At 46.7% G+C, this 21310-nt stretch carries 15 protein-coding genes; 11 read left to right on the top strand and 4 right to left on the bottom strand.

Annotation, left to right across the window (positions count from 1 at the left end):
* The first annotated feature begins 25 nt into the window (after positions 1 to 25).
* Positions 26 to 1378, top strand: coding sequence for a class II 3-deoxy-7-phosphoheptulonate synthase (locus tag ABY802_RS00710; protein WP_372625147.1), 1353 nt, complete (start codon positions 26 to 28; stop codon positions 1376 to 1378).
* A gap of 121 nt (positions 1379 to 1499) precedes the next feature.
* On the opposite strand, the gene ABY802_RS00705 is transcribed toward ABY802_RS00710, so the two are convergent.
* Positions 1500 to 2309, bottom strand: a complete 810-nt coding sequence (locus ABY802_RS00705) for a pyruvate, water dikinase regulatory protein (RefSeq protein WP_372625030.1) — start codon at positions 2307 to 2309, stop codon at positions 1500 to 1502.
* Between the two features lie 137 nt (positions 2310 to 2446).
* Here ABY802_RS00705 and ppsA point away from each other — a divergent pair, with 137 nt between their 5' ends.
* The 3 genes from ppsA (at position 2447) to ABY802_RS00690 (ending at position 7084) form a co-directional block, all read left to right on the top strand.
* Complete coding sequence (gene ppsA / locus ABY802_RS00700) at positions 2447 to 4825, top strand: phosphoenolpyruvate synthase (RefSeq protein ID WP_372625028.1); 2379 nt, start codon at positions 2447 to 2449, stop codon at positions 4823 to 4825.
* A gap of 219 nt (positions 4826 to 5044) precedes the next feature.
* Complete coding sequence (locus tag ABY802_RS00695) at positions 5045 to 6580, top strand: alanine/glycine:cation symporter family protein (protein ID WP_372625026.1); 1536 nt, start codon at positions 5045 to 5047, stop codon at positions 6578 to 6580.
* Positions 6581 to 6736: 156 nt separating this feature from the next.
* Positions 6737 to 7084: a BON domain-containing protein gene (locus ABY802_RS00690; RefSeq protein ID WP_372625024.1), complete on the top strand. Its 348-nt coding sequence runs from the start codon at positions 6737 to 6739 to the stop codon at positions 7082 to 7084.
* Between the two features lie 32 nt (positions 7085 to 7116).
* Here the strand turns inward: ABY802_RS00690 and ABY802_RS00685 are convergent, their stop codons facing one another.
* Positions 7117 to 8964: an ABC transporter ATP-binding protein gene (locus tag ABY802_RS00685; RefSeq protein ID WP_372625022.1), complete on the bottom strand. Its 1848-nt coding sequence runs from the start codon at positions 8962 to 8964 to the stop codon at positions 7117 to 7119.
* A 261-nt stretch (positions 8965 to 9225) separates the two neighbouring features.
* On the opposite strand from ABY802_RS00685, the gene ribA reads away from it, so the two are divergent.
* Positions 9226 to 9807: a GTP cyclohydrolase II gene (ribA, locus tag ABY802_RS00680; RefSeq protein WP_372625020.1), complete on the top strand. Its 582-nt coding sequence runs from the start codon at positions 9226 to 9228 to the stop codon at positions 9805 to 9807.
* Between the two features lie 10 nt (positions 9808 to 9817).
* Positions 9818 to 12856, top strand: a complete 3039-nt coding sequence (locus ABY802_RS00675) for an FAD-binding and (Fe-S)-binding domain-containing protein (protein ID WP_372625018.1) — start codon at positions 9818 to 9820, stop codon at positions 12854 to 12856.
* A gap of 65 nt (positions 12857 to 12921) precedes the next feature.
* On the opposite strand, the gene ABY802_RS00670 is transcribed toward ABY802_RS00675, so the two are convergent.
* Positions 12922 to 15552 carry a TonB-dependent receptor plug domain-containing protein gene (locus tag ABY802_RS00670; protein ID WP_372625016.1) on the bottom strand — a complete coding sequence of 877 codons (2631 nt, stop codon included), beginning with the start codon at positions 15550 to 15552 and terminating at the stop codon, positions 12922 to 12924.
* Between the two features lie 176 nt (positions 15553 to 15728).
* Between ABY802_RS00670 and ABY802_RS00665 the strand changes: the two genes are divergently transcribed.
* The 5 genes from ABY802_RS00665 to ABY802_RS00645 all read left to right on the top strand — a co-directional run bounded on the left by ABY802_RS00665 (position 15729) and on the right by ABY802_RS00645 (position 20184).
* On the top strand, positions 15729 to 16298 hold the full coding sequence (locus ABY802_RS00665; RefSeq protein ID WP_372625014.1) for a GNAT family N-acetyltransferase: 570 nt from the start codon (positions 15729 to 15731) through the stop codon (positions 16296 to 16298).
* On the top strand, positions 16247 to 17632 hold the full coding sequence (locus ABY802_RS00660) for an NAD(P)/FAD-dependent oxidoreductase (protein ID WP_372625012.1): 1386 nt from the start codon (positions 16247 to 16249) through the stop codon (positions 17630 to 17632). Before ABY802_RS00665 ends, ABY802_RS00660 begins: the two co-directional genes overlap by 52 nt.
* A 73-nt stretch (positions 17633 to 17705) precedes the next feature.
* A complete protein-coding gene (locus ABY802_RS00655; protein WP_372625010.1) occupies positions 17706 to 18353 on the top strand; it encodes a LysE family translocator in 648 nt (215 codons plus the stop codon).
* A 99-nt stretch (positions 18354 to 18452) separates the two neighbouring features.
* On the top strand, positions 18453 to 19370 hold the full coding sequence (locus ABY802_RS00650; protein ID WP_372625008.1) for a rhodanese-related sulfurtransferase: 918 nt from the start codon (positions 18453 to 18455) through the stop codon (positions 19368 to 19370).
* 244 nt (positions 19371 to 19614) lie between these two features.
* Positions 19615 to 20184 (top strand): YceI family protein, encoded by a 570-nt coding sequence (locus tag ABY802_RS00645; protein WP_372625006.1) that lies wholly within the window; start codon positions 19615 to 19617, stop codon positions 20182 to 20184.
* Positions 20185 to 20266: 82 nt separating this feature from the next.
* On the opposite strand, the gene ABY802_RS00640 is transcribed toward ABY802_RS00645, so the two are convergent.
* The gene (locus tag ABY802_RS00640; protein ID WP_372625004.1) at positions 20267 to 21244 is read right to left on the bottom strand and encodes a hypothetical protein; all 978 of its coding nucleotides are present in this window, start codon (positions 21242 to 21244) and stop codon (positions 20267 to 20269) included.
* Positions 21245 to 21310 lie beyond the last annotated feature (66 nt).

The raw sequence follows: 21310 nt of genomic DNA, 5'->3' as shown, positions 1-21310 counted from the left end.
TATCATTTCAACCTATAGGAAACGCATCGTGACCACCTGGACGCCAGATAGCTGGCGAGCTCTGCCAATACAACAACAACCGTCTTATCAGGATCCGCATCTACTGGCGCAAATTGAAAAACAGTTACATCGTTATCCACCGCTTGTTTTTGCGCAGGAAACCAGAGATTTACATACGCAATTAGGACAAGTTGCTAATGGTAATGGTTTTTTATTGCAAGGTGGAGATTGCGCTGAGAGCTTTAATGACTTTAATGCGCCCAAAATCCGTGACACCTTTAAAGTGCTGCTACAAATGGCGGTGGTGTTAACTTATGCCGGTGGTTTGCCCGTTGTTAAAGTTGCCCGGATGGCGGGGCAGTACGCTAAACCTCGTTCCAGTGATCTTGAAACCATAAATGACATTACCTTACCAAGTTACCGTGGCGATATTGTTAATAGTTTTGAGTTTACGGAGGCTGCTCGTCAACCTGATCCTAACCGGCTGGTGACGGCTTACCACCATTCTGCTGCTACTCTGAATTTGCTCAGAGCTTTTGCTCAGGGCGGGTTAGCCGATTTACATCAGGTCAGTAAATGGAATATGGGATTCGTTGAGTCTAATCCATTAAAAGATCGCTATCATAACGTGGCACAACGGATCCAGGAAGCCTTGCGCTTTATGGAGATTTGCGGCATTACCGCCCAAAACTCACCCTCGATTCGTGAGACTCAGCTATATACCTCACACGAAGCCTTGTTACTTAATTACGAGGAAGCACTGACCCGTCGCGACTCCCTTACCGGTGATTGGTATGACTGCTCTGCGCATATGGTCTGGATTGGTGAGCGTACCCGTCAGTTAGATCATGCCCACCTGGAGTTTTTTCGGGGTATTCATAATCCGGTAGGTGTTAAAATTGGGCCAGGAATGCAACCTGATGAGTTAATCAGACTGATTGATGCGCTAAACCCAAACAACACGCCTGGCAGATTAACCCTGATTACCAGAATGGGTGCTGACAAGCTCGCCGATAAACTGCCAGCGCTGGTTCGTAAAGTGAAGCAAGAAGGGCGTACCGTGGTCTGGAGTTCTGATCCGATGCACGGTAATACGGTTAAAGCCAGTAACGACTTTAAAACCCGTGATTTTGAAGCTATTTTACGGGAAATCCGAAATTTCTTTGCCGTTCACAAAGCGGAGGGAACGCATGCCGGTGGTATTCATCTGGAAATGACCGGTGAGCATGTGACCGAGTGTACCGGTGGTGCTTACGGTTTGAGTGAACATGACTTAAGTAAGCGTTATTTTACCCAGTGCGATCCGCGGTTAAATGCAGATCAGGTGTTGGAATTGGCATTTTTAATTGCTGATACGCTTAGCGCCAGTCGCAAGTAGCTATTGCAAGTTGCTATTGCAAGTAGCTATCGCTAGTCGCGTCGGCAAACGAACGCCCTGTAAAAAGGCCTATTTTAAGTAGCCCGATAAAATATTAAAACAGGCCCAGCGCGGGCCTGTTTTAATATTTATGACGTTTTAATCCGGTTTTGGCAATGATTTTCGCAGAAATCTCTTCAATAGAAAGATGCGTTGAATTAAGGAAGGGTATTTGCTCCTGGCGGTATAATGCCTCCACCTCATGTAATTCTGTAGCGCATTGCCTGATCGAAGCGTACCTGCTGTCAGGCCGGCGTTGTTGTCGGATCTGGCTCAGTCGTTCAGCGGTAATACTTAACCCAAACAACTTATCTTTATTTCGCATCAGCTCTGGTGGCAGGCGTAGCGCTTGCATGTCTTCCTCTACAAACGGATAGTTGGCGGCCTTTATGCCATATTGTAAGGCCAGATAAAGACTGGTAGGCGTTTTGCCAGAGCGGCTTACGCCCACCAGAATAATGTCTGCCTGGTCAAAATTTTTCATATTGGCACCATCATCATTAGCCAGAGAAAAATTTACGGCGTCAATGCGAAAATCGTAGGTTTTCTCATGCATACTGTGCGTGCGATGCGTTTTAGGTACTGGCGCAACGCCTAATTCGCGCTGAATAGGTTCAACGAAGGTGTTTAAAAAGTCGTAACAAATACCGTCACTGCTGTTAATAATATGCCGCAAATTATCATCGACAAATGTCTGGAAAATAAGTGGTTTTACTCCCGTTGTTTTATACCGATCATTAATTCTCTGCTTTACTTGCAATGCCATATCAGCTGATTCCACGAAAGGTATCGTAATATGCTCGAATTGTGCTGGAAATAGAGTAAGTAAGGCATGGCCAAATACCTCTGCAGTAATGGCGGTTCCATCAGATATATAGAAAGCTGTCCGCAAGGTAATCTCCAATTTGTTGTTATAAAATTACATGTAAATTAGGGTTTTAATTAATCTCAGCCAGAGTGTAAAATCAAAGTGCTTTGTAATGCTACTGGTAAGCTTACACGCCCTTCAACAAAAAATGGAGACGAACTGTGCAAGAATTTGTGATTTGGTATGAAAAGCTGGGTATGCATGATGTGGATCGGGTAGGGGGTAAAAATGCTTCCCTAGGTGAAATGATCAGTAACCTGGCCAATGCCGGGGTGCAGGTGCCGGGCGGATTTGCCACTACCGCGGATGCCTTTAATCAGTTCCTTGAACAAAGCGGCGTTAACGAGCGCATATATCAGTTGCTCGATGGCCTGGATGTCGATGATGTTGCTGCGCTCAGTAAAGCCGGTGCTCAAATTCGGCAGTGGGTAATCGATACCCCATTTCAACCTGAGTTAGAGCAGGCGATTCGGGACGCTTATCAGCAACTACATGCTGATCCAACGCATGATGTGTCGTTTGCAGTTCGCTCTTCTGCTACGGCTGAAGATATGCCTGATGCCTCTTTTGCAGGACAGCAGGAAACGTTTTTAAACGTTCGCGGCTACGATGCGGTCATTGTTGCCATAAAACATGTGTTTGCGTCGTTATTTAATGATCGGGCCATTTCATACCGGGTGCATCAGGGATACGATCACCGGGGTGTTGCGCTATCTGCTGGTGTGCAGAAAATGGTGCGCTCTGATATCGCCTCTTCTGGCGTCATGTTTAGTATCGATACTGAATCCGGTTTCGAAGATGTGGTCTTTATTACCTCTTCTTATGGTCTTGGCGAAATGGTGGTGCAGGGTGCGGTAAATCCTGATGAGTTTTATGTCCACAAACCGACACTGGCGGCCGGTAGACCAGCGGTAGTGAAACGGAATCTGGGCAGTAAAAAAGTTGAAATGGTGTATTCAGCAGAACAGGACCATGGTAAACAAGTCAAAATTGTTGATATTGCCACAGAGCGTAGCCAGCAGTTTTCTTTAACGGATGCTGAAGTGACTGAGCTGGCAAAGCAGGCCGTGATCATCGCCGAACACTATGGCAGGGCGATGGATATTGAGTGGGCGAAAGACGGTAATGATGGCAAGCTGTATATTGTGCAGGCCAGGCCGGAAACAGTTAAAAGCCGCGAAGACAGTAACAGCATGGAGCGTTTTCAGTTGCAAGGCTCGGCTCCGGTGCTGGTGGAAGGCCGAGCGATTGGCCAGCGAATTGGCGCTGGTACCGCTAAAGTGCTTAAAGGCATTGAACAGATGGATCAAATCCAGCCAGGTGATGTGCTGGTAACCGATATGACAGACCCAGATTGGGAGCCCATTATGAAGCGGGCTTCGGCAATCGTTACCAATCGCGGCGGCCGTACCTGTCATGCCGCAATTATTGCCAGAGAATTGGGAATACCTGCGGTTGTCGGATGTGGCGATGCTACCAGCAAATTAAAAACAGGCCAGCAGGTTACAGTATCTTGTGCCGAGGGCGATACCGGATTTATTTACGATGGCAAACTGGACTACAAAGTGGTTAGTAGTCGGGTAGATCAGATGCCGGCACTGGATTTGAAAATTATGATGAATGTCGGCAACCCTGAGCGGGCATTTTCATTTGCGAAATTGCCCCACGCTGGTATTGGTCTGGCCCGGTTAGAGTTTATTATCAACCGGATGATTGGTGTGCATCCCAAAGCATTGTTAAATTTTGATGCCCAAACCCCTGAGCTAAAAGCCACCATCAGTCAGATGATTGCAGGCTATAGCGATCCGGTTGAGTTTTATATTGCTAAGTTGACAGAGGGTATTGCAACGTTGGCGTGTGCTTTTGCGCCGCAAAAAGTCATTGTCCGGATGTCAGATTTTAAATCCAACGAATATGCCAACCTGGTTGGCGGACGGCAGTACGAGCCGCATGAAGAAAACCCGATGATTGGTTTTCGCGGTGCTTCGCGATATATCTCGAAAGACTTCCGCGATTGTTTCGCGTTAGAAGTTGAAGCGTTAAAGCGGGTTCGCAATATTATGGGCTTTACTAACGTTGAGGTGATGATCCCGTTCGTTCGCACTTTGGAAGAAGCTGCAGCGGTAATTGAATTACTGGCAGAGCATGGCTTGAAACGTGGCGAAAATGGTTTGCGGGTCATCATGATGTGTGAATTGCCATCGAATGCGCTGCTAGCAGAAGAGTTTCTCGAATATTTTGACGGCTTTTCAATTGGTTCAAACGATTTAACCCAGTTAACCCTGGGCCTGGATCGGGATAGTGGCCTAATTGCTCACTTATTTGATGAGCGAAACCCGGCGATATATAAATTACTGGAGATGGCGATTAAAACTTGTAAAGCCAAAGGCAAGTACATTGGCATTTGTGGCCAGGGACCTTCAGATCATGAAGATTTTGCCGGTTGGTTAATGCAGCAAGGCATTGATAGTGTCTCATTGAATCCGGATACCGTGTTAGAAACCTGGCTGTACCTGGCAGAAAAATTTGGTAAACACTAACGGTACTGATTTATTGTATAGCGCTTAAAAAAGCCCTGCGACGCAGGGCTTTTTTTTGGGCTGAGAAAGCGAAAAACTTTACATTGCTGAAAATTGGCTAAAAAATCACTAATCGTGCCGCGGTGGTACCGCCAAACATAGCTATTAGCCTGATGTTATGGCAAATTAACGCTAGTTTATAATAATCAAATCCAACAACAATAATTACAGGGGAAGCTAATGGAAGCCTTGGTCAGCACGGTTAATAGTATTATCTGGAGCCCGGCACTGATATTTCTGTGTCTTGGTGCCGGTTTGTTCTATTCCGTTATAACACGTTTTGCACAGGTCAGACATTTTAAAGAAATGTGTAAGCTGCTGTTTAGCAGCAATGAATCAGATAAAGGGATCTCTTCCTTTCAGGCATTGGCTGTATCATTGTCTGGCCGGGTTGGCGTAGGTAACATTGCCGGGGTGGCTGCTGCTATTGGCTTTGGCGGCCCGGGTGCGGTGTTCTGGATGTGGGTGGTGGCGTTTTTAGGTGCCAGCACGGCCTATGCCGAATCAACCTTGGGTCAGGTTTATAAAGTTGAAGAAGATGGTCAGTATCGTGGTGGCCCGGCGTACTATTTTGAGCGCTGCCTGGGTCAGAAATGGCTGGCAATATTATTTGCTGTCTCGGCCATTATTGCCTGTGGGGTATTTTTACCAGGGGTGCAGGCGAATGCCGTTGGCAACGCGTTTACCCAGGTATTCGGTGAAGGCAATATGGTGGTAACCAGTTTTGGTGAGGTAGGTACCTTTAAATTGGTAGCGCTGGCAATAATTCTGATTGTACTGGCGTTTATTATCTTTGGTGGTATTAAACGTATTGCCCACTTTACTCAGATTGTCGTGCCATTTATGGCGCTGGGTTATATTGTAATGGCACTGATTGTGGTATTTCTAAACCTGGATAAAGTGCCGGGCATTTTCAGTTTAATTATTTCTGATGCGTTTACCGCGCAGGCCGGGATGGGCGCCGCGATTGGCTGGGGCGTCAAAAGAGGAATTTACTCTAACGAAGCAGGTCAGGGTACCGGGCCCCATGCTGCCGCGGCGGCTGAGGTAGACCACCCGGCACAACAAGGCCTGGTTCAGGCATTTTCTGTCTATGTCGACACCTTATTTGTCTGCACCGCTACCGCGTTGATGATTCTTATCACCTCGCAATACAATATTCAGACTGAAGATTTTAACGCTGCAACCGGCGCCGGAAGCATGATTGTTCAGAATATTGATGCTGCAACTGAGGTAGCCTCACCGGCCTTTACCCAAATGGCCTTAAATAGTGTATTTGGTCAGTTTGGCCAGGCTTTTGTTGGCGTGGCGATTTTCTTTTTTGCCTTTACCACTATTCTGGCGTATTACTATATTGCTGAAACCAATGTGTCCTATCTAAACCGCTATTTTAAGGGGACTATTCCGCTGGTGCTGGTTAAAGTGGTTATTATGGCGATGGTGGCATATGGCATGGTTAACAGCTCTGGCTACATTTGGGGTATTGGCGATATTGGCGTCGGCTTAATGGCCTGGATTAACATTCTGGGTATTCTCGCTATATTCTTTGTGGCTAAACCCGCCATCCTCTGTTTACGCGACTATGAAGATCAAAAGAAAGCGGGTGGACCGGTGACCTTTGATCCGGTGAAGCTAGGCATCAAAAATGCAACTTTCTGGGAAAAACGACTGGCAGATCAGCAAGCGCTAACATCGTCAGAGACAAAAATAAAATAAATTTCTGAACGGTAAATCGCATAAAAAAAGCCCGACTTTATAGCCGGGCTTTTTTTATGCTCAGGCCGCAAATCTGGATTCACTTTGCGAAGTCATTGTTATTAAACCATACTTAACAGGAAACTCGACATCGTAACAAGACAGAAGGAGTTAATTATGCAGGCAGGTAAATACACATTGGGTATGCTGGCATCACTGCTGGTAATTGGTGCATTGCTGACAGGTTGTGAGCGACAGAGCATTGAGGCACCTACTGATGAAGCCGGGCTGACAATAGCACCAGAGAAAGGCATATTTGATGATCTGAATATTACTACGGCAGTGTCGACGTCGATTCGAGCTGAGCAGCGTCTTGAAAACCTGAATATTCAGGTAGAAACTGATAAAGGTGATGTCAGATTGCATGGTGACGTCGCTACCGAGGAGCAACGGCAACTGGCAGAAGCCATTGCCAGGGGCACGCCAGGCGTGCACGCTGTCAATAATGATTTAGAAATAAAATAACGATTTGCTAATTAAGCGGTGCAGGGCGCCGCTTAGTCAATACCAATAAAACCACCGGTTTGATGCGCCCAAAGCTGGGCGTAAATCCCACCACTGGCAATAAGTTCATTGTGGCTACCCTGCTCAACGATATTACCTTGGTCCAGCACGATCAGCCGGTCCATTTGGGCAATGGTTGACAAGCGATGGGCAATAGCAATGACGGTTTTGCCATCCATCAATTTATTCAGGCTGGCCTGAATAGCAGCTTCAACTTCAGAGTCTAGTGCCGAAGTCGCTTCATCCAGAATAAGAATAGGCGCGTTTTTTAGTAATACTCTGGCAATCGCAATACGTTGGCGCTGACCTCCTGAGAGTTTTACGCCACGCTCGCCTACCTGAGCATCAAAGCCGCTATTGCCGTTAGGATCAGTTAATTCACTGATAAATTCAGTTGCTTCGGCTTGTTCTGCCGCTAAAATCAGCTCTTCTTCCGTGGCATCAGGCTGACCATAAGCAATATTCTCCCGCACAGAACGATGTAACAGCGAAGTATCCTGAGTCACCATTGCGATATGCTGGCGCAAACTTTCCTGGCTAACGGTACTGATATCCTGACCATCAATCAGGATTTTGCCAGTTTCAATGTCATAAAAACGCAGCAACAGGTTTACTAAGGTAGACTTGCCAGCGCCGGAGCGGCCGACCAGCCCGACTTTCTCCCCGGGTTTAATGGTTAGCTCAAGTTGCTGTAATACGGCTGCTTTGCCGCCATCGACCGGTTGTTTGCCATAATTAAACCCAACCTGTTTAAACTCAATTTTACCCTGAGGCACGGTTAATTTACTGGCATTGGCTGCATCTTTTACTTCAATCGGCCGCGACAAGGTGGCAATACCATCAGCCACGGTGCCGATGTTTTCAAATAACGAACTGACTTCCCACATAATCCACTGCGCCATACCATTCAAACGTAATGCCAGGCTTATGGCGATAGCAATAGCACCAACGGTAATCGCGCTGCCAGCCCATAAGTATAATGATAAGGCCGCAACACTGAATACCAGAATGTAGTTAAGACTTTGCACCGAAACACTAAGACCAGTAGCCAGCCGCATTTGCTGGTAAACAGGCTGCAGAAAAACATCCATGCTGTCTCTGGCGTAACTTTCTTCACGGTTGGTATGAGAAAACAGTTTAATGGTGGTGATATTGGTGTAGCTATCGACGATACGGCCAGTCATTTCAGAGCGGGCATCAGCCTGTGCAGTAGACACCCGTTTTAGCCTTGGCACAAAATAGAACTGCAGCGCAATATATAATACCAGCCAGACCAGCATCGGCACGATTAAACGCAGATCCGCATCAGCAACGAAAAACAACATAGCACCAAAGTAGACCAGCACGTATACCATCACATCCAGCAGCTTCATTACCGTTTCCCGCACAGAAAGTGCAGTCTGCATCACTTTGGTGGCAATACGTCCGGCGAAATCGTTTTGATAAAAGCTGACACTCTGGCGTAATAAATAACGGTGTGCCAGCCAGCGAATAGACATAGGATAGTTACCTAACAGCGTCTGATGGACGATGGCAGAATGTATAAAGGTCATCAGCGGCAGCAGAACCAAGGTCACCAGAGCCATCCAGATTAGTGTCGCGCGTTCATCAGTAAAAAAATTATCAGGATCATTGGCCACCAGCCAGTCAACGAGCTGGCCCATAAAACTAAACAGTGAAACTTCCAGGATGGCCAGAATGGCTGAGGACAATGACATAAAAAGCAACGAACGTTCCATGCCTTTGGTGTAATGCCGGCAAAATGCCAGCAAACCACGAGGCGGTTGGCCCGGCTCAGCCGCAGGGAAAGGTTTGGTGAGTCGCTCAAAAAAACGCAGCATGAAAAGTCCTGAGTGAATAATGAAGTAATAGCGCGCAGTATTGTACCCGAGTTTGTCGCTTTGGATCAGGCTAATCCGTTAATTGAGCTGTTAGTTACTGTTTTCTGGCGGATCACCCTGTAGTGTTGTGATAATATAACGACCTATTGCGGTAGCTACGAGAAATCAGCCTGTTATAATCTGCGTAAGTTACCACTTGGATTAATTAAGGTCAGGCCCCAATTATCTTTGGTATCGCGCGCCTTTGTCGTTGAGAAGAAAATGACTATTAAACTTGTCACCTCCACTATTTTACCAACACCGTTTGCAGAGTTCAGACTTCATGGTTTTGTTGCTGACAATGGCAAAGAGCATGTGGCACTGACACTGGGGGATGTTACAACAAATGAACCGCTGTTAGCGCGGGTTCATTCAGAATGCTTAACAGGTGACGCCCTGTTTAGTCTGCGCTGCGATTGTGGTCCGCAATTGGAAGCCGCAATGCGCAAAATTGCCGATTTAGGCCGGGGCTGTATATTGTATCTGCGTCAGGAGGGCCGGGGTATTGGTCTGATTAATAAAATCAGAGCGTATGCTGAGCAGGACAAAGGTCTGGATACGGTTGAAGCTAATGAAATTCTTGGTTTCTTACCTGATATGCGGGAGTATGATATTGCGGCGCAAATGTTTACCCAATTGGGTATCCAGCAAATACGTTTGCTGACTAATAATCCACGTAAGTTAAAAGCGTTGAGCGATGCGGGAGTAAACATCCTGGAACGCGTGCAGCATCGGGTAAAAACCACTGCTCACAGCCATCGCTATCTGGCAACGAAAGCCGCGAAAATGGGCCATATGGAGTAACGATTCGCTAATGATCCCTAAGTTAAACCCGGAATTGGCGCTGGACGCCAGCATTGTCGCCTTTAGCAGAGCGTTGCTTGCTGCTGGTTTTAACGGTGATATCGAGACAAGCTACGGCAGTCGCTTAGCAGTGGCTACTGATAATAGTATCTATCAGGCATTGCCACAGGCAGTTCTGCTGCCAAAAAATACCGATGATATTGTGATCCTGACATCATTGGCGCAGACATCCAGTTTCTCCCATATAAAATTCAGTCCACGTGGCGGCGGCACTGGCACCAATGGCCAAGCCCTGACCGAGCATGTGGTGATAGACTTGTCACGGCATATGCGCTCCATTTTAGAAATTAACGTTGAAGAGCGTTGGGTACGGGTACAAGCTGGGGTGATTAAGGATCAGCTTAATGCGTTTTTAAAGCCCTACGGCTTCTTCTTTGCACCCGATTTATCAACCTCTAACCGGGCCACTATTGGTGGCATGATTAATACCGACGCGTCCGGTCAGGGCTCTCTGGTCTATGGCAAAACCAGTGATCATGTACTGGCACTTAAAACGGTACTTATCGATGGTAATATTCTAAAAACGCATAAAATGGCCACGTTTGAAGCTGAGCACCGGGCACAGATGCCTAACAGTATTGGTCATATTTATCGTCAAGTGTTGGCGAGTTGTCGGGATTACCGAGAGCAAATCCTGGAAAAATTTCCACGATTAAATCGCTTTTTAACCGGATATGATTTAGAGCATGTGTTTAATGATGATTTAAGCGAATTTGATCTATCCAGAATTATTACTGGCTCTGAAGGATCACTCGGTTTTGTTACTGAAGCAAAGTTAAACATTACGCCCATCGCTAAATTTAAATGTCTGTTAAATGTTAAATATGATCGGTTTGAAAGCGCCCTGAGAAATGCGCCTTTTCTGGTGGCAGCCCAGGCGACCTCGGTTGAGACGGTCGATAGCAAAGTACTGAATTTAGCGCGTAACGATATTATCTGGCATCAGGTAAAGGAATTAATTACTGAAGTACCCGACACTGATATGCAAGGCCTGAATATGGTTGAGTATAACAGTGAGGATAGTGCCGATATTGAACAAAAAGTAGCAGCTCTTACCGCAAAACTGGATCTTGCTATCGCCAATAAAACCGATGGCATTATAGGCTATCAGCTAACTTACGATACCGCCGCTATCGCTAGTATTTATGCCATGCGTAAAAAAGCAGTAGGCTTACTGGGAAATACCAAGGGCAGTCAAAAGCCCATTGCCTTTGCTGAAGACACCGCAGTACCGCCAGAAAACCTGGCGGACTTTATTATGGAGTTTCGTGCATTGCTCGACAGCCACGGCTTACATTACGGCATGTTTGGCCATGTTGATGCTGGGGTGCTGCACGTGCGCCCGGCACTGGATTTGTGCGATCCTGAGCAGGAAAAGCTGTTGCGTACCATTTCAGACCAGGTTGTCAAACTCACGGCCAAGTATGGTGGCCTGATGTGGGGCGAGCACGGCAAAGGCTATCGAAGCGAATATGGGCCTGCTTTTTTCGGCGATGAGTTGTTTAATGAACTACGAAAAATTAAAGCCGCTTTTGATCCACGCAACCGAGTGAATCCGGGTAAAATATGTACGCCTTATTATAGTGTCGACCAACTGGTATCCGTTGATGGTCAAAAAAGAGCGTGGTTTGATCGGCAAATACCGGTCAATGTTAAGCAGAGCTTTGATAGTAGTTTAAACTGCAACGGTAATGGCTTGTGTTTTAACTATGAAGAAAGCTCGCCGATGTGCCCATCGAGCAAGGTAACCAAAGATCGGCGTCACAGTCCAAAAGGCCGGGCCGGGTTAATGCGTGAATGGTTACGCCTAACCGAGCAGCAAGGTTTTGATGTGCTGGCTAGTGAGCAGCAGTTAACTGATAAAAAACAAAATTTTGGTGAGCTCTGGCAAAAAGTGAAGAATAGCCTGGCGAAATATCAAGGGGAGCCGGATTTTTCGCATGAAGTAATGGAGGCGATGGAAGGGTGTCTGGCCTGTAAAGCCTGTGCCAGTCAATGTCCGGTTAAAGTTGATGTACCCTCATTCAGATCGCGCTTCTTGCAACTTTACCACAGCCGCTATCTGCGTCCGGCCAAAGATTACATTGTCGGCAATATTGAACGCACTGCACCCGTGCTGGCTAAGTTACCTAAACTGGTTAACTTTGTACTAAAACGTGATGTAACTGCGGCGCTACTAAAGAAAACAGTAGGATACGTAGATACGCCATTACTGTCGGTGCCGACGCTGGCACAGCAGATTGGTGAAAAGTACCGGTTTGATTTATCCCGCCTACAACAAAACTCGTCGGCAGCCAACGCAAAAACGGTATTGCTGGTTCAAGACCCGTTTACCAGCTTTTATGAAGCTGAATTAGTGGCTGATGCACTGCGGTTACTGGAAAAGCTTGGTTTTGAACCGGTATTGTTGCCGTTTCTACCTAATGGTAAACCACAACATGTGAAAGGCTTTTTGCGGGAGTTTAGCAAAACAGCGAAAACTGCCGCTCAGTTCCTTAACCAGCTACACCAGCTCAACTTGCCGCTGCTTGGATTAGATGCCTCGTTAGTGCTGGTATATCGGGATGAATATACCAAAACGCTTGGTGACAAGCGGGGCGATTTTAACGTGCAACTGTTTCATGAGTGGCTGCTCAAGCAGACGTTGCCAAAGACGTCTAACTCTACTGAATTTGCCTTGCTGGCGCACTGTACCGAAAAAACCGCATTACCAGAAACGGAAAAAGCCTGGCAGCAAATATTCAATAAAACAGGCCTTGGCTTAAAGCCGGTTAGTGTTGGCTGTTGTGGTATGGCGGGAACTTATGGTCATGAAGCGCAAAACCTGTACAACAGTAAAAACTTGTTTGAGATGAGCTGGCGCTCACCAATTGAACATTATGGAGTGGCGAATACGCTGGTCACCGGATTTTCATGTCGAAGTCAGGTAAAACGGCTGATTGGTGATAAACCGAGACATCCCTTACAAGCACTGTTGCAAGCGTTATAACATGAATAATTTAATAAAAAAACGCCCTCAGCTGAGGGCGTTTTTATCTAGCGAGCTAAATATAATCAGAATTTGTACGTTGCGCGGACATAGTAGTAACCACCATTGATGCCCATAGGTGAGGTCTCGTAATATTTACCACCAAACTCATTGTTGGCAACACCTGCCTGAGTTAACTGTAATTTCTCTGGCTCTGCGTCAAACAGGTTTTGTGCGCCAGCAGAAAGCATGATGTTATCCGTAACGTAATAGCTTACTTCAGCATCAAACGTTATCTTGGCAGAGGCATTCACTTCGGTACCTGGTTCTGCAGGTGTGCCGACCCAGTCAACGTGTACGCCCTGATATTCGCCGTAATAATTTGCCCGTGCAAAGAAACTCCAGTCATCCCAGCTCTGGTTCCAGCTCAGAGTAGCCCTATGGTTAGGTAGGTCATTTTCAAGACGTGACACTTTGTCAGGCCCGGTAATAGCTGGCCGTCCCACCGGTGGTGTACTAATCCGATCTACTTTTGTCTCGTTCCAGTTATAAGCCAGACTGAAGGTGCTACGACCATCCAGCAAGTCCATAGCGTAGTTGGCTACTAAGTCGATACCCTGTGTGGTGGTATCAAAGTCATTGGTGAAAAAGCTGACTTGCTGGATAGAGTCGACGTTCCTGACACCGGCAGCGCGTAAGTCATCACGATCGTCATCAGTCAGGTTGATTTTACTGGACTGGCTGATCCGGTCGGTCACTTCGATATTGTAATAATCCAGTGTAATAAAGAAGCTATTACCACTGTATACCACACCAAATGCATAACTGGTTGACTCTTCAGGTGTTAACTCCTTTCCGCCTAACTGTAACGAAATGGGGTTTGTGGGTGGCAGCAATGCTGAATCTACCAATACACCTGATTCAAGGTTAGTTTGCACGTTACTGACGTTAGATTGACCGACGGTCGGTGCCCGGAAACCCGTGCTGGTAGAGGCCCGCAATGCCCAGTCATCGTTTAAGCGATACTGACCGGTGAATTTGTAATTAGTAGTATCACCAAAAGTATCATAGTCTTCATAGCGGAGTGCCAGGCCAAGCAACAGAGCTTCGGTTACTTCAGCTTCCATATCAACATAGGCAGCATAGTTTCTGCGGGTATAAACGCCTGCATCTTCCGGTTTAAAGCCCGGGAAGCCGTTCGAACCAATACTGAAGCCCTGATCAACATAAGGACCTACCGTAAAAGACGCTACATCTCCTGCCACCACTTCAAAGCTTTCCTCGGTCCATTGCGCTCCAAAGGCAACGGTTAAATCTTCGTATAAACCAGCGGGCACGAACTTAACAAAATCGGCACTAAAGGTTTTTTCCAGCTGGATATATTTACCGGGGTTAAATTCTGTTGGAGTATCCGGGCCAAGCGACGCATTGACTGTATTAGTCATTTGGTAAGTTGATTCATTACGGCCAACCGAGCCACTAAAATCATACATAATGTCTTTGAGCCAACCGCTCTTAAATTCACCTTTTGTTCCTGCTGTCAGGGCAGTGTCAGTAACATTACCACCAAAGGTTGGGGTGAAACCGCCGGGGAACAATTCGTTAAACGCAAAACAGTTTTGTCCCACCGCAGTATTAGGATCAGCAATCAATGCATAGTCGGCCTGACTCAGCACATTGCCAGTGGTAATATTGACCGTCGGGCAGGCGATATTAGGGTCAAGTTGCGCCACCAGCAGGGTTTCGCCACCGTCGTTAGAGAACACACCGGGTCGGTTATGTGGGTTACGGTAATAAAAACCACCGGTCACATCGCGCTCTGAATAGTTACCGAACATATACGCTTGCCCACCGTTACCTAAATCCAGGCCGGTGTTTACAAAAATGGTAATATCATCCTTTATTTCAGGAGAACCCCAAATTTGAGTTAACGGTGCAATGAAATCATTGCCTGCAGCAATAAAGCCCAATGCATCGGGGCGTTGTACACTGCGACTGGTTGCGTCAGAGTTTTTATACTGAGCACTGATATTGACAAAGCCGTCGTCAGTTAATGGCATACCAATGTTGGCAGCATATTCAGTAGAGGTACCGTCACCTTCATAATATTCGCCATGTTTAACTTCGAAACTTCCGCCGTCTGCTGCGTCTTTTAATACAAAATTGATGACCCCGGCAATAGCATCAGAGCCGTATTGAGCAGCGGCGCCGTCCCGCAAAATTTCTACCTGCTTTAATGCAATGCCCGGAATAACCGAAATATCAGCGCCTTGGGCGCCATCGTTAATACCGCCGCCTAAAAATGCGATGACTGAAGCCTTGTGGCGACGTTTACCATTGGTCAGAATAAGGGTGCTATCAGCGGACAAACCCCGTAGGTTGGCCGGACGAACCAAGGTAGCAGCGTCGCTGATCGGGTTGGAATGCACGTTAAGTGAAGGTACTGTGGTCGTTATCATGTTTAGCATATCTGAACTACCACTTTTTGTTAGTTCATCACCACCAATGATATCAACAGGTACCGGTGAGTCACCAATTGAACGGGGAGCTGAACGACTACCAACTACCGCTATTTTTTCAATTTTTTGCTCTTTAGTCGCAGTGTCACTGGCCTCCTGTGCAACAACGGCACCACTGACTATACCTAACGCAAAAGTTGTTGCTATGGCATACTTAACTGCATGAGCAACCGGGTGGTATTTATTGTTGTGTTTCATAGTGTTTTCCTGGATTATTTTTTTTGATTATCACTAGATAACGCTGATTGCTTAATAGCGCTTAATTAACCATATTTTAAAATGATGCGGTTGTCCATCGCAGTTTGCTTGCAATTGGTCGCTCAAATGGGTAAAGGATTAGATTTTTTGATTCCAGCACGCAACAACGGAGTTTTATGAAGACAATTACTGTTATGGACGAGCAATGGTTGCCACAAGTCGTGTCGCTGGCGAATCAGGTTCACGGCGAAAATTATCTCGATTTGGTGAAATTAACTCATCTGCAGCAACGAGGCATCAAGCATAATATTAACGCCAGCTACGTTGCACTGATAGAGAACCGGGTTGTCGGGTATCGGCTTAGCTTTGCAGCAGGCCAATGGCCGTTGGATCAATGGTGTTCGGTTTCGCAGTGGCCAGTCGCTCCAGCGAACATGGCTTATTTCAAATCTGTGGCAGTGGCCCCTGAGTTGCAGGGGCAAGGCCTAGGCACACAGCTATTGCGTGCGTCTGTAAAGTCATTACAGCAGCAGGGCGCAACTGCTGGTCTTGCTCATATCTGGCAGCAAAGCCCGGGCAATGCCGCTCAGCGTTATTTTACTAAAGCCGGCGCGGCACTTATACAGGTACATCCGGATCGCTGGCTGCATCTCAGCCAGACTGCCGGTTATCTGTGTCCAGTATGTGGCAACCAATGTCACTGCACCGCAGCAGAAATGGTATTGCCTTTCGCGGAGCTGAGTTGATGTACGACCCTTATATTGATAATGCTCTTAGCAGCAATCAGCCTGATATTGGTAGTTACTGGCAAACCGCAACCCATGCTGGTCCAGTCTATCCGGCACTTGAGTGTGATATCCGTTGCGATACAGTAGTGATTGGGGCCGGGTACACCGGGTTAAACTGCGGATATGAGCTTGCAAAAAAGCATCAGCGCGATGTAGTGGTGGTCGACGCCCTGCAGCCCGGTTGGGGTTGCAGTGGCCGTAATGGCGGCTTTGTACTAAGAGGAACAGGCAGACTGGGTTTAGCTCAGCTGGTCAGCAGATTTGGCCTTGAGACCGCCAGAGTGTTTCATCAGGAATATGGCGCGGCGATAACGCGGGTAAACCATCTTATTACGTTGGGTAATATTGACTGTCAACCGCAAGCTGGCGGTTATTATAAATTGACCCATAAAACCGGTATGGCCAACACACTGAGGCAGCAAGCGGATTTTTTAAACCAGAATTTTGACTATCCAGTAGAGTTTTATGATAAAGCACAATTGTTGCAACGGGTAGTGAATCATCAGCAGGCAGATGCTGCGCTGTATTTTCCGGATTGCTATGGCGTAAATCCACTCGCCTTAGTGCAGGGCTATGCGAGAATGGCTGCTGAAGCGGGCGCAGCGCTGTATGGGCAGACCCCGGTAACCCGCTTTAAACGTGTTAATGCAGGTTTTGAAGTGATCACTCCACAGGGAGTTATTTCTGCCCGTAACCTGGTATTAGCCACTAACGCTTACACCGCCAAAGGATTATACCCCGGTATTAACCATAGCTGCTTGCCGGTGCTTAGCAGTGTGATCGTGACCGAACCACTTAGTACCGAACAGCTGCAGCAACTTAACTGGCAGCAAAACAGTATTATGATGGATACCCGGATGCTGAAGTACTATTATCGGTTGCTGCCGGATAACCGGATTTTATTTGGCGGCAGGGGAGCCATTACTGGCAAGGCTGCTGCCGACCCGATATACCCCCGTCGTTTGCTGAGCGCATTAAAACATTGCTTTGCTGGTTTGGAAAATCTTACTTATCAATATCAGTGGAGTGGTTGGGTTGGCGTGTCTTATGATGATTTACCCAGAGTCTGTGCTGCAGAACCCAATCTGTTTTATGCTGCCGGTTATTGCGGTAGTGGTTTATCTTTCAGTGCTTTAGCCGGAGAGCGACTGGCCCAATTGGTTGCCGGAGAAACGTTACCGCCGTTGCCTATTTATCACAGCACATTGCCAGCTTTCCCAATGTCAGCATGGCGACGACAGGGACAGCAGATGTTTTATCAGTGGGGGCGCTTTAAAGATCGTTTTTTATAGCCGTTTCGCCAAGGGTGTGCTGGAGTTAAGCTGATGTGTTGCTTACAATGGCCTTTTTAAAAGTAGGGTTAGCATGTCATTTTGGCCTGAGTTTTTAATTATTGCTTCGGTACATTTGCTGGCGGTTGCCAGCCCTGGACCGGATTTTGCAATTGTGCTGCGGTATGCCGTGCGGTTTGGTCGCAGGGCCGCTGTTTTTGCCAGCCTCGGGATTGGTGTGGCTATTTTGCTGCATGTTACTTACTCGCTGGTAGGGATCGGTGTGCTAATTAAAACCACGCCCTGGTTGTTTCAACTGCTGACAGTGTTAGCTGCATGCTATTTGCTGTATCTGGCTCAGGGCGCGCTTCGCGCTAAGGCGCCGGTTGGCAAGGACGTTATTGAATTTGAACGGCAAGCCACTCCCGCAAGCCTTAAAGCATTCAGTGCGGGTTTTATAACCAATGGGTTAAATCCCAAAGCCACCTTGTTTTTTCTTTCCCTGTTCGCCGTGGTTATTTCTGCAGAAACCCCTTTTAGCTATAAGTTGATTTATGGTGTTTATATGGCATTGGCAACTGCGGCCTGGTTTTGTCTGCTGTCTTTTGTGCTGACAAATAGCAAAATCCGGGGTTTTTTATTACTGAAAGGTTACTGGTTTGACCGGCTTATGGGAGTGTTGTTGCTGCTATTGGCGGCGCAGTTGCTGCTCAGTAGCTTTGGCGGCGTTGATGGCAGTTAATTTGCCAGGCCGGCTTGGCCTGCTTGCTAAGGATCGCTATAATACTGCTCGTCATTAATTTGCTCTGGATTTACGATCCAGCATCGCAAGAGGTTAACTATGTTCGTTGTTGCAGCGCTGTATAAGTTTGTCAACTTGCCTGATTATCAGGATTTACGCCAGCCACTTTATCAAATGATGGCTGACAATGGGGTTAAAGGTACCTTGCTACTGGCTGCCGAAGGAATTAACGGTACTATCTGCGGCACCCGTGAGGGTGTTGATGCGGTAAACCAATGGTTTGCAACTGATCCTCGCTTTTCTAATCTTTCATACAAAGAGTCTTTTGCCGACGAACCGGCGTTTTACCGTACAAAGGTGAAACTAAAGAGCGAAATTGTGACGATGGGGGTCGAAGGTATAAACCCGGCACATATTGTCGGTACTTATGTGAAGGGCGATGCCTGGAATCAACTTATCAGCGATCCGGATACCTTGTTAATTGATACCCGCAACGATTATGAAGTTGCTATTGGCACTTTTAAAAATGCCGTCAACCCGAATACGACCACTTTTCGTGAATTTCCACAGTGGGCTGCCGAAAATCTTGATGCAAACAAACATAAAAAGGTGGCGATGTTTTGCACCGGTGGTATTCGCTGTGAAAAATCTACTGCGTTTTTAAAAGAGCAGGGTTTTGACGAGGTCTATCATCTTGATGGCGGAATTTTAAAATACCTTGAAGAAGTGCCTGCTGAGCAAAGTTTGTGGCAAGGTGAGTGTTTTGTGTTTGACCAGAGGGTAGCGGTCAAGCATGGCCTGGAGCAGGGGAGCTATGACCAATGCTATGCCTGTCGGATGCCATTGTCGGTTGCTGAGATGGCATCGCCCGATTACGTTAAGGGTTTAAGTTGTCCACATTGTGTAGCGCAAACTACCATGGAACAAAAAGCAGCATTTGCAGAACGGCAAAAACAAGTCACGCTGGCAAAAGCCCGCGGTGAAAAACATATTCGTGACGGTAAACTCGATACGTAGTGCTCTCCCACTTCTATCTATTCTATAAAATAGAAAGATATATGTCGTAAAATGCTATTTTAATTCTTTTAAGTTGAGCTATTCTGCCCTTACACACAAGGGCGGAGTAACTCATTGTCTTTGTCAGCTGATCATGATGCGTTTAATGTGCTTTGAAATGGCCGGAGTTAAGCCCTCATAGCGGATTATGCAGTTGCACCGGAGTGCGTTCCTCGCCCTATAATGATTAAACAGGAGCTAAAAGATGAAAAAACTGTTACTTGCTGCCGCTGTTACAGCCGGTTTTAGTGTGTCTGCGCATGCCGCAGATTATAAAATTGATACCGACGGTGCTCACGCTTTTATTCAGTTTAAAATCAGCCACCTGGGATATAGCTGGTTGTATGGCCGTTTTAATACGTTTGATGGCCAGTTTAGTTACGATGCTAACAAACTGGTTGACTCAAAAATTAATCTTGAGATTGATACCGCCAGTGTAGATTCAAATCATGCCGAACGAGATAAGCACTTACGCAGTGCCGACTTTCTTAACGTCAGCAAATTCCCTAAAGCGACCTTCACCAGCACTAAAATCATTGCTAAAGAAGGCAATAATTTTGACTTACATGGCACGCTGACTCTGAACGGCGTGGCAAAAGAGGTCGTTATTGCAGCGGAAAAAATGGGTGAGGGTAGTGATCCCTGGGGAGGATACCGGGCCGGTTTTGCCGGCAGTACCTCCTTTGCTCTAAAAGATTTTGGGATTAATTATGATTTGGGTCCGGCGGCTTCAACGGTTTATCTGGATCTCAGTGTAGAGGGGATCCGCCAGTAAAACCCGCTTTTGCCAACTGTCTTGCTTGATATTATGTCAGTGCAGACAGTTGGCAAATTATCACTTTTATTTATTAGTGGTATTACAAAGGGGGGGTAAGCTGCAATTTCACCTGATCCTTCAGATTCATAAAGTCTTCATCTGCGCTGGTAGTATTTACAATATCAGCAAACAGCAGCTCAGCCCGTCCCTCACTCCCTGCCAGCATAAATAGTTGCACTAAACGCAATTTCGCCCAATTAAGCCGGCTTTGATCACTGTCTTTGTAATAACCAATATATTCAGACAGCGCGGTAATACCTTCCAATACATTGTCGTTGGTAAGCACCGCCAGCCGACCTACCTGATAGAGCGCATTATAACGTTGCGTTGGCTTAATACTGAATTCAGCGGTCTTACTGTAGAGTTGCTGAGCAACAATATGGGCATCCTGCCGGGCCAGAATACTGGCTTTGGTAGCGAGTAAATCAGGCTGGTTTGGCATTTTTTTCAAATGTTTATCAATTAGGGCCACCGCCTCACTTAAGCGCGCCTCCAGAATTAACAGTTGGACCTCAGCTAAGGCTCCCTGCAGCGGATTAACACTGGCAAGCAATGTAGCTTGCTCGGCCGCTAATGTTTTACTGCCACCGGCAGCAGGCGGTGCCGATTGATAAAAACTGATCAGGGCATGTTGCGCCGGGTAATTCTCCGGATCTTCGGTTACCGCTCTTATTAACAATTGCAAGCCATCACTGGTGCGTTGCCGGGCATTAAAAATATTACCATCAGACGCCAGCACAATTTTATTGATCCCAGCCAGATACAGCAGCTCGCTATGCCGCGGATACTCTACGATAAGCTGATTTAGCAGCGTATTCGCTTCCTCACGTTGGCGTAAATTAAACATGGCCTGGACATAAATAGCCGTTAAATCGGGATTATTCTTCAAGTCAGGTTGCTGATCAATTTCAGTGAGAATTTTCCGGTATTGAGCTTGCTCATACCAGCGGTTTGCCTGTTCCGGTTCAATGGCAAAAGCTGAAAAACTGAACAACAAACCCACAAACGCAATTTTCATTGAAACCCGCCCCAAAGCAAGATAAATACAGGATAAGTGTGCGATATAACGCGATAAAATACCAGA

The organism is Arsukibacterium sp., assembly GCF_041616895.1.
In the GTDB taxonomy this organism is placed as follows: domain Bacteria; phylum Pseudomonadota; class Gammaproteobacteria; order Enterobacterales; family Alteromonadaceae; genus Alishewanella.
Note: the sequence above shows the minus strand (reverse complement) of the source record. Positions and strands in the feature narration are given on the sequence as shown.

Coding starts and splice junctions, on each gene's coding strand:
- ABY802_RS00695 (WP_372625026.1), top strand. CDS start 5,045: ATGGAAGCCTTGGTCAGCACGGTTAATAGTATTATCTGGAGCCCGGCA.
- ABY802_RS00690 (WP_372625024.1), top strand. CDS start 6,737: ATGCAGGCAGGTAAATACACATTGGGTATGCTGGCATCACTGCTGGTA.
- ABY802_RS00685 (WP_372625022.1), bottom strand. CDS start 8,964: ATGCTGCGTTTTTTTGAGCGACTCACCAAACCTTTCCCTGCGGCTGAG.
- ribA (WP_372625020.1), top strand. CDS start 9,226: ATGACTATTAAACTTGTCACCTCCACTATTTTACCAACACCGTTTGCA.
- ABY802_RS00675 (WP_372625018.1), top strand. CDS start 9,818: ATGATCCCTAAGTTAAACCCGGAATTGGCGCTGGACGCCAGCATTGTC.
- ABY802_RS00670 (WP_372625016.1), bottom strand. CDS start 15,552: ATGAAACACAACAATAAATACCACCCGGTTGCTCATGCAGTTAAGTAT.
- ABY802_RS00665 (WP_372625014.1), top strand. CDS start 15,729: ATGAAGACAATTACTGTTATGGACGAGCAATGGTTGCCACAAGTCGTG.
- ABY802_RS00660 (WP_372625012.1), top strand. CDS start 16,247: ATGTCACTGCACCGCAGCAGAAATGGTATTGCCTTTCGCGGAGCTGAG.
- ABY802_RS00655 (WP_372625010.1), top strand. CDS start 17,706: ATGTCATTTTGGCCTGAGTTTTTAATTATTGCTTCGGTACATTTGCTG.
- ABY802_RS00650 (WP_372625008.1), top strand. CDS start 18,453: ATGTTCGTTGTTGCAGCGCTGTATAAGTTTGTCAACTTGCCTGATTAT.
- ABY802_RS00645 (WP_372625006.1), top strand. CDS start 19,615: ATGAAAAAACTGTTACTTGCTGCCGCTGTTACAGCCGGTTTTAGTGTG.
- ABY802_RS00640 (WP_372625004.1), bottom strand. CDS start 21,244: ATGAAAATTGCGTTTGTGGGTTTGTTGTTCAGTTTTTCAGCTTTTGCC.